Origin of the sequence: Actinomyces oris (genome assembly GCF_001929375.1) — a bacterium.
GTDB lineage: Bacteria > Actinomycetota > Actinomycetes > Actinomycetales > Actinomycetaceae > Actinomyces > Actinomyces oris_B.
The window spans coordinates 1-13516 of the sequence record NZ_MSGO01000012.1 but is presented as its reverse complement, the minus strand read 5'-3'; the positions used below and the strand labels follow the sequence as shown (position 1 = coordinate 13516).

Annotated in this window: 9 protein-coding genes and 1 pseudogene; 7 read left to right on the top strand and 3 right to left on the bottom strand. The window is 65.2% G+C overall.

Going from position 1 to position 13516, the window contains the following annotated elements; genetic code table 11:
• Together BKH32_RS14270 and BKH32_RS03645 are read right to left on the bottom strand one after the other, a co-directional pair.
• A pseudogene (locus BKH32_RS14270) lies at positions 1-503 on the bottom strand (hypothetical protein); the annotation flags it as partial.
• The gene (locus BKH32_RS03645) at positions 503-1069 is read right to left on the bottom strand and encodes a DUF6318 family protein (protein ID WP_343213286.1); all 567 of its coding nucleotides are present in this window, start codon (positions 1067-1069) and stop codon (positions 503-505) included. The gene BKH32_RS03645 and the pseudogene BKH32_RS14270, both read right to left, overlap by 1 nt.
• 1010 nt (positions 1070-2079) lie before the next feature.
• Here BKH32_RS03645 and BKH32_RS03640 point away from each other — a divergent pair.
• Positions 2080-3102, top strand: a complete 1023-nt coding sequence (locus tag BKH32_RS03640) for a zinc-dependent alcohol dehydrogenase family protein (RefSeq protein WP_075248678.1) — start codon at positions 2080-2082, stop codon at positions 3100-3102.
• A 48-nt stretch (positions 3103-3150) separates the two neighbouring features.
• Positions 3151-3687: an NAD(P)H-dependent oxidoreductase gene (locus BKH32_RS03635; protein ID WP_075248675.1), complete on the top strand. Its 537-nt coding sequence runs from the start codon at positions 3151-3153 to the stop codon at positions 3685-3687.
• Positions 3688-3769: 82 nt separating this feature from the next.
• Here the strand turns inward: BKH32_RS03635 and BKH32_RS14660 are convergent, their stop codons facing one another.
• Entirely contained in the window at positions 3770-5017 is a 1248-nt protein-coding gene (locus tag BKH32_RS14660; protein WP_343213287.1) for an NAD(P)H-dependent oxidoreductase, read from the bottom strand.
• 336 nt (positions 5018-5353) lie between these two features.
• Between BKH32_RS14660 and BKH32_RS03625 the strand changes: the two genes are divergently transcribed.
• The 5 genes from BKH32_RS03625 to BKH32_RS03605 form a co-directional block, all read left to right on the top strand.
• Positions 5354-6247: an inositol monophosphatase family protein gene (locus tag BKH32_RS03625; protein ID WP_075248674.1), complete on the top strand. Its 894-nt coding sequence runs from the start codon at positions 5354-5356 to the stop codon at positions 6245-6247.
• Between the two features lie 91 nt (positions 6248-6338).
• A complete protein-coding gene (locus tag BKH32_RS03620) occupies positions 6339-7451 on the top strand; it encodes an ATP-binding protein (RefSeq protein ID WP_075248673.1) in 1113 nt (370 codons plus the stop codon).
• A gap of 247 nt (positions 7452-7698) precedes the next feature.
• Positions 7699-8535, top strand: a complete 837-nt coding sequence (locus tag BKH32_RS03615) for an undecaprenyl-diphosphate phosphatase (protein WP_075248672.1) — start codon at positions 7699-7701, stop codon at positions 8533-8535.
• A 239-nt stretch (positions 8536-8774) separates the two neighbouring features.
• The gene (locus BKH32_RS03610) at positions 8775-11201 is read left to right on the top strand and encodes a tetratricopeptide repeat protein (RefSeq protein WP_075248671.1); all 2427 of its coding nucleotides are present in this window, start codon (positions 8775-8777) and stop codon (positions 11199-11201) included.
• A 42-nt stretch (positions 11202-11243) separates the two neighbouring features.
• The coding region (locus BKH32_RS03605; protein ID WP_075248670.1) for a tetratricopeptide repeat protein at positions 11244-13516 on the top strand (2273 nt) is incomplete at its 3' end.

The following is a 13516-nucleotide window of genomic DNA, read 5'->3' as shown; positions in this document are numbered from 1 at the left end:
ATGGAGATCACGACCTTCGGGCCCGGGGGCTGGCGCGTGATACCCGAGCCCTGAGCAATCAACGTCGCAGCCTGACGAGTGGTGATCGTGACCGTACGAGGCCCACTCCTGCCGCCGGCATCAGTTGTGTCGTCTTGAGGCCTGGTCCCTCGCTGCCCGAACAAGCATCCCAAGGCGTCATCCAGTCCTTTGCTCGGTTTTGGATTGCAGTCCCAGTGGGGTTGCTCCTCCCACATCGACGGATCCGAGGCCTGAACGGTTGGAGAATTAGGTGAAGGGTTTTCTTCTCCCGACGATGGCGATTCAATGGTTACCTGCTTATCTCCGGTAAACTGAGTTGAGTCACCTGAGTTGTTTGCACCTAACTGAACATTAGTTCCCGAGGGTTCTTTATTGCTGCTCTCATTGTTGTAGCCAATGCCGAGCGCGGCCGCCTCGACTGAAACGAATAATGTCAACGGTAGGACCAAGGAGACCGCAACAGCAGAAGATGCGCAACTCATCACAGCACCTCACCTTCCCGAATCGCCCATCCACCGTTGACATACCTAATAGCGAAGCGCACTTTCTGCCCTTCAGTGGGAGGCGCAACGTCCTCTTTCCAACTCCCCCCAGAATAAGAGGTCATTTCTCCGTAGTTTATGGTCGCCTCGATTCGGCTGTAATCATACCCTTCGAGTTTATCGTAGTACCTCACATTCGTGACGTCTTGCTCCCACTTGTTAGCCCACCCTCCATCTTTGTGTAGTTGATTTGCTCGGTCGATGACCGATTTACAGAAAACGCATCCGTTCTCGCTCATGGCTTCAACCTCGGCGGTTTTTCCGGTCATGAAGGCGTAGCGGTAGAGGTCGAGGAAGTAGCGAACACTGGAAGCAGCCCCTTCGGGGGTTTCCTCGTTCATCTGGGAGGGCTTGGCCGGGGCGGGTTCGGCCAGGGCTGCGTCGCGCTTGGCGCGCAGCTCAGGAGTCAGAGCCGCTTCACGGGAGGCGGTCGCACTTGCGTTGGCGTCAGCGATGCCCTTCTCAGCCCGAGCAATAGCCGCCGACGCGCTGGCACTGGCACTCACGCTGGCCTCAGCCTTAGCATCCCTCACCGAGCAGGCCACCACTCCCAGCGCCAGCACACACACCACCACCCCAGCCGCACCCTGCCGGCGGCTGCGTGCGGCAGGGTTTCGCTCCGCCACGGCGACCGGCTCAGAGCCGGATGCAGTACGCCGGGCACCTGTGGGCTTGGGGGATCGTAGGGACGTACTCATCACGGAAGCCTCCTCGCCACCAAAACAACTCCATACCCCGCCCGGCCGAGCGACACTGCCCGTCCAAGCGGTGTATTGACACTACCTGCCCCAACGCCCCTGCACCAGGGCCCGAGGCCACCCTGTGGAAAACCCCGAAACGGGACTCCCCAGGGGAGTCGGCGCTTCTCGCCTCGCCCAGCCCACAACCGCCGGCCTCGACCGGGTCCAGGGAGAGCCATTGTGGCGGCGTGAACCGTGCACACGCTCCGCCACCTGACCTCGCAGGAATCCACCAACCATCACGCAACCACAACAAGACCCCGCAGAGGCCGCCGTGCAGCCAGGAGTGTGCTCAGCGTAGGCCACCGAGGAACAAACCGGCACTGCCTCGGCATACCGGGGAGGTCCTCGGCCCCGCGGTCCAGGTCATCTCCGAACCGTTCACCGGAACCCCCGCCGGTTCTCACGCTTCCACGCCAGACTCCGGAGACCGCGCAGGTCGGGAGTCCGGGAAGGCCAGCAAGACCGTGGGGAGATCGTGTAGACCGGGTAAGGAACGGCGGCGCCGCGCCCCGGCTTCGGCCGAGCGCGATCACCCGCGACCGCCTGCGCGCCTCACTGCCCCCTCGCCGGCACCGGTCTTCGCCCGTGCTCGGGCCGAAACACACCTGCCTCACGCGCCAAGACCAGTCCCCCACACCCCACACCGGCCGCCTCTGACAGAACCTGCCAGACGGTGGACCTGCGCCGAGGCCCGCGCCTAGTCTTCACATATCAACACGCACTGATATGAGGACGTACCTGTGACTGCTTCTGCTCCAGCCCTGCCCACCACCATGCGCGGCGTCGTCATGCACGCCGCCGGCGACGTCCGTGTCGAGAACCGCGAGGTCCCCCACGTCATCGAACCCACCGACGCCGTCATCAAGCTCGAGGCCGCCTGCGTCTGTGGCTCGGACCTGTGGCCCTACCGGGGCATCCAGCCCCTGAAGGAGGCCCGCCCCATGGGCCACGAGTACGTGGGCACCGTCGTCGAGGTCGGCGACGACGTCACGAGCGTCAAGGTCGGCGACTTCGTCGTCGGCTCCTTCTGCCTGAGCGACAACACCTGCGAGATCTGCGAGGACGGCTTCCAGTCGCGCTGCGCCAACGGCGGCTTCATCGGGGACACCCAGGCCGAGTACACGCGCGTGGCCCTGGCCGACGGGACCCTCGTCGTCGTTCCCGGAGGCAAGCCCGAGGACCACGAGATCATCGCCTCACTGCTCGCCGCCTCCGACGTCCTGGGAACCGGCTGGTTCGGGGCCGTCGCGGCCCAGGCCGGCCCTGGCAAGACCATCGCGGTGGTCGGCGACGGCGCCGTGGGCCTGTCCGCAGTCCTGGCCGCCAAGGCCCTGGGGGCTGAGAAGGTCATCATCTTCTCCCGCCACGAGGACCGGGCGGCGCTCGCCCGCGAGTTCGGCGCCGACGTCGTCATCGCCGAGCGCGGTGACGAGGGAGCCGCGAAGGTCAAGGAGCTCACCGGCGGTTACGGCGCGCACGGCGTCGTCGAGGCCGTGGGCAACCAGACCTCGATGATGCAGGCCATCGCCTCCTGCCGCCCCGGCGGGCACCTCGGCTACGTGGGCGTGGCTCACGGCGTCTCCCTGCCCGGGGACCAGCTCTTCTTCGCCGAGATCCACATGCTGGGCGGCCCCGCACCCGTGCGCCGCTTCCTGCCCGACCTCATCGACCGCATCCTCAAGCGCGAGATCAACCCCGGCAAGGTCTTCACCCTGCGCCTGCCCCTGGAGGAGGCCCCCGAGGCCTACAAGGCCATGGACGAGCGCCGTGCCATCAAGGTGCTCCTGGAACCCTGAACCGAGCCACACGCCACCCACCATCATCGTCTGACAACAGGAGCACTCATGAAGACCCTCGTTCTCGTCTTCCACCCCGACATGTCCGCCTCGCGCGCCAACCGCCTCCTGGCGGCCAAGGCCGAGACCCTCGGCAACGACGTCACCGTGCGCTACATGTACGACCTCTACCCCGACCAGAAGGTCGACGTCGCCGCCGAGCAGGCCGCCCTGGAGGCCGCCGACCGAGTCGTCCTCCAGTTCCCCATGTACTGGTACTCCACCCCCGCCCTGCTCAAGCAGTGGCAGGACGACGTGCTCCTCTACGGCTGGGCCTACGGTTCGACCGGCAAGGAGCTGCTGGTGGCCGTGAGCACCGGTGGCCCCGGCGACGCCTACAGCCACGAGTCCTCCTACGGCTACACGCTCACCGAGCTGCTGCGTCCCCTCCAGGCGACGGCGAACATGGTCCAGATGACTTACCTCGAGCCCTTTACCACCACCGGGACCCTCACCATCACCGACGAGGCCCTGGCCAAGCGGGCTGAGGACTACGCAGCCACCCTGCAGTCCACGGACCTGCCGGTTCTGGAGCCTCGCGGCTGAACCCGCCGGCAGGCAGCGTCCGCATGCCCGAGGGCCCAGACCGGCGAACCGGCCCGGGCCCTCGAGGCGTCTCGCAGATGCCTCAGCCGAAGATGTCGAGCAGCGGGAGCTCGGGGGTCTGGAGGACCGCGGCATAGTCCTGCGCCCGGCGGGCAATGGCCTCATCAGTGATCTCCAGGGCGCCCACCGACAGGAAGGGCACCGCGTACTTGGTGCCGATGACTCGCGAGGTCCCCTGCATGGGCCGCAGGAACTCGTGGATCGTGTAGATGTGCGCGCCCTCGCGGCCGTAGGCGCTGCCGGCGCCGCCGACGCTGACGGCCTGCAGCAGCTCCTTGCCGTGCAGGGCCGTGCCGGTCGAGCCGTAGGCCCAGCCGAAGGTGAGGACGTCGTCGAGCCACTTCTTGAGCAGGGGCGGGCAGGAGAGCCAGTACATGGGGTACTGCAGCACGATGCGGTCGGCACCCAGCAGGGCCGCCTGCTCGGTGGCCACATCGATGTTGAAGTCGGGGTAGAGGTCGTACATGTAGCGCACGGTGATGTTGCCGCCGAGCGACTCCGCCGCAGCCCCGAGGGCCTTGTTGACCCGGGACTCGGCGATGTTGGGGTGGAAGACGAGAACGAGAGTGTTCACGGAGGACTCCCTGGTGTCGTTGGACTGCGAGGCGGGGGATGTCCCCCGTAAGGCGCCGTTGCTCCCGGCGCCGGACAGGACGTCGCTCAGGCTGGAGAAGCCGCCGATGATGATCTCCAGCTTGGGAGCCATCGCACCGCGGTCCAGCCAGGACTCCTTGGGGCGGAAGGGGACACGGTCGGCGTCGTCACCGCTGTGCAGCTCGTGGGGCCGGCGCATGCCCAGGGCTGCGTTCGAGTCGCCGAAGCGCTCGTCCCACATGCGGGTGGCGACGTCGATGCCGCGCCCGCTCCGACCCGAATGACGGTCGGACTCGACGGTCTCGGCCATGGCGACCGCCTGCTGGTGGGCGGTCAGAACCGTCGAGAGGGTGTAGTTGAGCGCCAGGTAGGCGTCCTCACTGCGTAGGCCACCGGAGACGAGGGAGTTGTGGGCGCGCTTGGCCACCGACATGAAAGGCACGTAGGCCCAGGCCAGGTTGATGAGAGTGTGGTCCAGGCCGGGATGGGCGTCGAGCACGTCCCACAGCGAGTCGGAGAGCCGGCGCAGGTAGTCCTGCCAGCTCAGGCCGGTGGGGGGCAGTGTGGCATCTGCGGACACACGCTCCAGGCAGGCCACGAGCAGGTCGTCGCGCGAGCTGACGGTGCGTCCCAGATCAGCCGTGCTCACCCCGAGCCGACGTGCCACCTTGCCCATCGTGAACCGGTCCACACCGATCTCAAGGGCCGCTGTGACAACGTCATCCCTGGTAAAACCGGCACTATGCTGCATTGAGCCTCCCGGGTTGGGTCATGCCCTTCAGCGTAACGAACCAGTAACAGGCCGCCAAATCGAAGACGCCTATCCGTGCGATGACCGACGCCGTTCTTCCGCAAGATAACGGGAAATAAACCACCCCTCCCCCGACGCCTCTCACGCCGTCCGGAATCTCACGGCGAGGTAACGGCTCGGCTCAGACCGGGCGGCCTGCCGGATGGCGCGCCCGACGACGGTGGGGCCTCACCGAGCCCGCTCCCCCGTTACCGTGGTGCCATGAGCGAGACTCCCCGCCCACAACGCCCCGTCTTTCCGGAACCGCCCGCGGCGCCCTCACCGGCAGCGGCGCAGCCCGCGCTGACGGCTCCCCCGGCCAAGCAACGGCGCTGGCGCGATGACCTGCACCTGGCGCACACGATCGCCAACAAGGTGGACAGCCTCACCCTGGCCCGTTTCGACGCCGGCAACTTCACCGTGGAGACCAAGTCGGACCTCACACCGGTCACCGAGGCCGACAAGGAGGCCGAGCGCGTCATCCGCGAGCAGCTGGGGCGGGCGCGCGGGCGCGACTCCGTCCTGGGCGAGGAGCTGCCCACCACCGGGCACTCCTCACGCCAGTGGGTCATCGACCCGATCGACGGAACCAAGAACTACGTGCGGGGCGTACCCGTGTGGGCCACGCTCATCGGTCTCATCGAGGACGGCCAGTGCGTCGTCGGACTGGTCTCGGCCCCCGCGCTGGGGAGGCGCTGGTGGGCCGTGTCCGGCGGCGGGGCCTGGACCGGACGGTCCCTGAGCTCGGCGCGGCGGCTGTCGGTGTCCGGCGTCGACGACCTCACCCGAGCCTCGATGTCCTACTCCTCGCTGTCGGGGTGGGCTCAGACCAAGCGGCTGCGCGGGATGCTGGGGCTCATGCAGTCGTGCTGGCGCACCCGCGCCTACGGGGACTTCTGGTCCTACATGCTCGTGGCCGAGGGCGCCGTGGACCTGGCCGCCGAGCCTGAGCTCGAGCTCTACGACATGGCGGCGCTCGTGCCCGTGGTCACCGAGGCGGGCGGGCGCTTCACCTCCCTCGATGGCGAGCCCGGGCCTTTCGGGGGCAACGCGGTGGCCACGAACTCGCTGCTGCACGACGTCGCCCTGCACCACCTGAGCGCCGAGACGGACTGAGCCGGCGCTCCCTTCCGCTGGACATCAGTGCACCCCGAAGTTATAAAAGATCTAAAAGATCTAAAACACGCAAAAGTGGAGACGATCACACATGGCCAACCCCTTCAAACCGACAGCGGGCGCAACGCCTCCGTTGCTTGTTGGCCGCAACCGCGTCATTGAGGAGTTTCTGGAAAGCCTCGACGACGGCCCCGGAGCGCCTGGGCTCTTGGAGCTCATCACTGGCGCCAGGGGCGTCGGGAAGACCGTCATGCTCACCGCTCTGGGAGACTCGGCACGAGAGCGCGGCTGGGTGGTCGTTGATGAGACCGCACGAAAGGGGCTCATGGACCGACTCGCCGCCGAGTTCACTCGCCAGCTGTCGCAGCTCGCCGGCAAGGAGCGCTCACGGTTGACCTCCTTGAGCCTGAGCACACCGCTTGGTGGCGGTAGCGCAACACTCGAGCACGCGCCCACTCCTGAACCCTCCTGGCGGCAGAAGGCGCGAGCTCTGACCCAGTGGCTCGCGGAACACGGCACCGGTCTGCTGCTCACGATCGACGAAGTGCATGCCATTCCGCGCGAGGAGCTGCGAGCCCTGTCCGCAGAGGTGCAGCACCTCATTCGCGAGGGGGCTCCCATCGGCCTTCTCATGGCGGGCCTCCCCAAGGCCGTTGAGGAGCTCCTCAATGACGACATCACCACCTTCCTGCGCCGGGCCGAGCGGATCGAGCTCGGCGAGCTGACCATCGACGACGTCTGCGAGGCCCTGAAGTCGACCTTCGACGCGGGTGAGAAGGCGTTGAGCAACGACCTGGCTCAGGAGTGCGCGAACGCGACCGGCGGCTACCCATTCATGATCCAGCTCGTGGGGTATCAGGTGTGGAAACACAGCGGCGATGGCCCAGTGACCCAGCCAGCAGTCGCCGCAGGAACGACCGCCGCCCGACTGCGCCTCGGCAACCTGGTGCACGCCCCGGCGCTGCGCGACCTGTCCGACGTCGACCGAACGATGCTCGTGTGCATGGCCAAGGACGACGGTCCGTCACAGATCGCCGACATCGCCGAACGTATGGACCGCCCCGTCAACTACGTGTCGGTCTACCGCAACCGGCTGCTCGCCGCCGGAATCATCAAGACCGCCGGCTACGGCAAGGTCGACTTCGCCGCCCCCTATCTGCGCGAGTACCTGCGCGAGCACGCAGCACACCTCGTCATGGAGTGAGTCGCAGCAGCCGACGACCGCTCCTCGGCCACACGCCGAGGTCGCACGGGCTGGACTTGTCACGCATCCAACGTTATAAAAGGGATACAAACTGATATGCGGCCACAGAGTTGGGCCTTTGCCCCGGTGTCGCCGCGCGGCTGAACCGCCGCCGCTGCGGCGGGTACCACAGTGACCCGGCCGTTTCCCCGCCTCGTGCGCCGGTAACCTGCCATGAGTCCACAACCCGTCCACCCCAGGAGTCCCTTTGAACTGGCTGCACGCCGTCCTCCTCGGCATCGTCGAGGGCATCACCGAGTTCCTCCCGGTGTCCTCCACCGGGCACCTCAACATCGTCGAGAAGCTGCTCGACTACGAAATCAACTCCGCAGGCATGACCGCCTTCACCGCCGTCATCCAGGTCGGCGCGATCATCGCCGCCATCATCTACTTCTGGGCCGACATCGTCCGCATCGTCACCGCCTGGTTCAGGGGCCTGGCCAACAGGCAGGCCCGACAGGACCCCGATTACACGCTCGGCTGGGGCATCATCCTGGGATCGATCCCGGTGGCCGCCGTCGGACTGCTGTTCAAGGACTTCATTGAGGGACCGGTTCGCTCCCTGTGGGTGATCGCCGGGGCCCTCATCATCTGGTCGGGGGCCATGTGGCTGGCCGACCGCCAGCAGAACCTCACCAAGGGCATGAAGGACGTGACCGTCAAGGACGCCCTCATCATCGGTGCGTTCCAGGCCCTGGCCCCGGTGTTCCCCGGCATCTCCCGTTCCGGGGCGACGATCTCCGCAGGCCTGTTCCTCAAGTTCGACCGGGTGACGGCCACGCGCCTGTCCTTCTACATGGGCATTCCGTCCCTGGTCGCGGCCGGCCTGCTGGAGGCTGCAACTGAGGCCAGCACCATCAGCAGCACCGTGCGCTGGACGCCCACCATTATCGCGACCGTCGTCTCCGGCGTCGTCGCCTACGCGACCATCGCCTGGCTGCTGCGCTTCGTGTCCTCCAACAAGTTCACGTCCTTCCTCGTCTACCGCGTGCTGCTGGGCCTCATCATCATCGCCCTGGTCTCCGCCGGCACCATCGCCGCCTGACGGAGCCCCTGCCACCGATCTCAATTCACCTCCGCCGGCATTCTTCACGTGGGGCAACGGATTCTTCCATTGCCCCACGTGGTTTCTGTGCTCCTCAGCGTCGGGTTCCGACGCCCCATGAAGCCTGCTTCTGCATTGTCGTCCGCTTGTACGATGGGCGCCATGGCAACCCCCTGGGGTAAGCACAGACTCACGAGCCGCTGAGGACGTCGGCTAAGGACATCGGGGAGATTCGCAGCATGACCACACGCCACCCATCCGCTTCTCCCACGCGAACTCACTTCGGAAGTCGACCCGCGATCGCCGCAGGTTTCGTCAAGCGGCAGGAACAGGATGAGCTCTTCGACGCCGTCTTCACTCGCTCCGAGCCTCGCACGGTGCTGACGGGGATGCGGGGAAGCGGCAAGACTCAGCTGGTCACCGCGGTTGCGGCCAGGTGCGAGGAGGAGGAATGGCCCCTGGTCGCGTGGATTCATGCGGCCTCACGCAAGGAGATCATTGCCGGTCTCTACGAGGTTGCACTGCGGATCGGTATCGACGCACCGAAGAACATCCCTCTGGAGGTCATTGTTCAGCGCCTCCTGGATCGGCTGCGCTCAGCAGAGGCAGCGGACCGCCTCTTCGTCTTCGACAACGTGGAGAACCCCGACGACCTGAGAGACCTCATCCCCGAGAGCGCTGGAGTCCGGGTCCTCATCACCACCCCGCGCCACCTCGGCTGGGACGGCCCGGGGTGGCTGCGGTTGGCGGTGGGTGCCTTCGATCGGGAGCAGTCGATCACCCTCCTGTGCGAGCACACCGGCGACACTCACCGCGAAGCTGCTGACCGGATCGCGGATGAGCTTGGCGACGTGCCCGTCGCCATCACCCAAGCCGCGGCGACAGCAAAACAGGGTGGATACGCCTTATCCGGCTACCTTGACAGGCTCAGTCGTCACCCGCTCGAGTCAAGCATGAGTCGCCTCGAGGGCGATGACTACCCGGATGCCGTCGGGGTCGCACTGCTCATGGCCTATGAACAGGTCTTGGAGCAGCTCAGAACCGAGCATCCTCAGCAGGAGAGGATCGCCGTATCGCTCCTCCACGCACTGTCCCTCCTGGCTGCTTCCGGACTGCCGACTCACTGGCTCTTGAGGCTCGACGGCGACTCCGACGCAGTACGTGACACCTTGTCTTTCTTGAAGAGCACCGCTATCTTCCAAGAGTCCAGCGACGGCGACAAGACCATTATTCCCTGGCTCCAGGGACACGTGCACCGGGAGACCTACCTGAATGACCAGAAGAAGCTCGGTGAGGCGCGTACGTGCGCCACATCAGTTCTCAGCGGGATTGACGTTAACCGCCTAGAGAATGGCGAACAGCGGCGATACGAGACCCAGCGTCTCATCGAGCAGCTGCTCTCCGTCGCTTCGCAGGACTACTCTCATTCACTGTTTTCTGAGCCACAGGTGTCTTCAAAGCTTGCCGAGACACTGGAATACGCGACCGGCCTTGGGATGTCGCAGATCGCCCTTACTCTCACTGACTCCGTGACTCAGGCCTGCGACGCCTTGGGCCCCGACCACCCCGACACCCTGGCTTCACGCAACAACCTCGCCGGTACCTACCGGGACGCGGGCAGGCTCGACAAGGCCATCGCCCTGTACGAGCAGACCCTCGAGGACTCCGTCCGTGTCCTGGGCACCGACCATCCCGGCACCCTGACCTCACGTTTCAACCTCGCCGGCGCCTACAGAGCGAGTGGCAGGCTCGAGGAGGCCATCGCCCTGTACGAGCAGGTTTTCAGCGGCCGTAGCCGCGTCCTGGGACCCGATGACCGCAGCACTCTCACCGCACGCGACGAACTGGCCGGGGCCTACCGGGAAGCGGGCAGATTCGACGAGGCCATCACCCTGAAGAAGCAGATCCTCGCAGACGCCATGCGCATCATGGGCGCCGACAGCCCCGGCGCCTCGGCCGCACGTAACAACCTCGCCGCTACCTACCGGGATGCGGGCAGGCTCAACGAAGCCATCACCTTGTACAAACAGAACCTCGACGACGTCGCCCGAGTCCTAGGCCCCCACCACCCTGAAACCTTGGCCTCACGCCACAGCCTCGCCGGCGCCTTCCGGGATGCAGGCAGGCTCGATCAGGCCATCTCCCTGTACAAGGAGAACCTCGAGGAATTCACCCGTCTCGCGGGTCCCGACCACCCACACACCCTCAGCTCGCGCGGCACGCTCGCCGGTGCCTACCAGGACGCGGGCCAGCTCGATCAGGCCATCCCCCTGTTCGAGCAGAACCTCGAAGCCCGCACCCGCACCCTGGGCCTCGACCACCCTGGAACCTTGGCTTCACGCCACAGCCTCGCCGGCGCCTACCGGGACGCGGGCAGACTGGACGAAGCCATCCCCCTATTCGAGCAGAACCTCGCCGACTTCATCCGCATCCTGGGTCCTGATCGCCCCGATACCTTCACCTCGCGTAGCACCCTCGCCGGTGCCTACCAGGCAGCCGGCAGGCTCGAGGAGGCCATCCCCCTGTTCGAGCAGAACCTCGAGGACCGCACCCGCACCCTGGGACCTGCTCACCCTGTCACTCTCACCTCGCGCGGCAACCTCGCCAATGCCTACCTTGCCGCAGGGAGATCCGAGGAAGCGACGAAGCTCTTCGAGGTGCCGTAAGAATTCTGTTTCGGGGACGCTGACCGCTTGTACGATAGCGGCATGGCCGATCCCCTCTCCCTCGCCGTCCTGTCTGCCAGCATCACCGGGCTGCTCATGCGCGGAGCCGCTGTGGCCGTTGATCCTTCGTGGGGCAGCGCGGCGTCGCTGCCTAGCGAGGCCCTCAACGCATGGCGCAGCCTGAGACGTCTGCAACAGGGGCGAGGTGGACAGGAGAATCCGCTGGAGGCATCTGTCAAGACCCGACTTCAGAAGCAGGTGGATGCCGCTGGCGAGCGGTACGAGCGGACCGGAGTCACTCAATCCGCCCTTGCTGGCGCCGTCACCGAGATGGAGGTGGCGCTCAAGGAACTCAGCGGGGACGACACCACAGTTCTTCAGGCGGTGCGGTTCCCGGACAACTTCGAGACCTACCTCCGACGGCGGACGGCAGGCCGCCGCCAAAACGTCGAGGCGGCAGCCGAGCCTTTCTTCAACGACCTGACCCACATCGTCGCCGAAGAGTTCATCCATCTCGCACCAGGCTCACGCGGTTTCGACATCGCCGCACTCAAGCAGCTGCTCGCAGGCCAGGAACAGCTACTTGCAGGGCAAGAACAGCTGCTGGAGAGGCAAGCAGAGACTCACGAACTGCTGGGGACGATGGCGACGGACATTAAGGAGATCCATAGCGCGATCCCGCAGAGCCAACCTGCCTCACCCACGCGGATTCGCTTCGGTAGCCGCCCCAGGGTCAGCGCAGGCTTCATCAAGCGAGAAGGGCAGGATGAGCTCTTCGATGCCATCTTCACCCGCGCCGAGCCTCGTACAGTGCTGACGGGGATGCGAGGAAGCGGCAAGACACAGTTGACCGCCGTGGTGGCAGCCAGGTGCGAAGAGGAGTGCTGGCCCATAGTCGCGTGGATCCATGCAGCCTCACGTACGGAGCTTGTTGCCGATCTCTACGAGCTCGCACTACGGACAGGCATCAATGCACCGAAGGAGGTTCCTCCGGAGACTATTATTCGCTGCTTCTTGGATCAACTGCATTCAGCAGATGCGGCGGACTGTCTTTTCGTCTTCGACAACGTGGAGAATCTCGACGACCTGAGAGATCTCACCCCCGAGGGCAGCGGAGTTCGAGCCATCATCACCACGACGCGCCACCTTGACTGGGACAGTCTCGGATGGCACCCAATCACAGTCGGCGTCTTTGAAAGAGATCAGTCGACCACTCTCCTCTGCGAACGCAGTGGCGACACTCATCGCGAGGCGGCAGACCAGATCGCAGACGCGCTTGGAGACCTCCCTGTCGCCGTGACCCAAGCCGCTGCGACAGCAAAATGGGGCGGATACGCCTTATCCGACTACCTTGGCAGGCTATGCAATCACCCGCTCGAGTCAAGTATCAGTCGCCTCGAGGGCGACGACTACCCGGACGCAGTTGGGGTCGCACTGTTCATGGCCTACGAACAGGCCTTGGAGCAGCTCAGAACCAAACACCCTCAGCAGGAGAGCGTCGCCACCTCACTCCTTGACACACTGTCTCTCCTCGCTGCCTCCGGAGTGCCGACTCACTGGCTTCTGGCGCTTGAAGATGACTCCGACGCGGTACGAGACAGCCTGTCTTTCCTGAAGAGATCATCCATCCTTCAAGAGTCCACCGACGGCGATAAGACCATCATTCACCGCCTTCAAGGGCAAGTTTACCGCGAAACCTACCTGAGCGAACAAGGGAAATTTAACAAAGCATGCACATACGCAACAACCATCCTCGACAAGATTGACATAGACAAACTAGCTAATTTTGAACAGCAGCGACAGGAAACACGAAATCTCGTTGAACAAATAGGTGCGGTCACATCTCAAGACCACTCTCGCCCATTATTTTCCGATCCAGATTTTGTCGCATTACTCGCAACGACGATATGGAATGCAGCCGACCTTGGGATGCCACAACTGGCACTTACCCTCACTGATTCTGTTACGCGGGCGGGCGACACCCTTGGCCCCGATCACCCCAGCACCCTGACCTCACGCAACAACCTCGCCGGCGCCTACCAGGACTCCGGCAGGATCGATGAGGCCATCGCCCTCTTCGAGCAGACCCTCGAAGACCGCACCCGCATCCTGGGACCCCACCACCCCGACACCCTGACCTCACGCAACAACCTCGCCGGCGCCTACCAGGACGCCGGCAGGCTCGACGAGGCCATCCCCCTGTACGAACAGACCCTCGAAGACAGCACCCGCATCCTGGGACCCCACCACCCCGACACCCTCATCTCACGCAACAACCTCGCCGGCGCCTACGACGACTCCGGCAGGCTCGACGA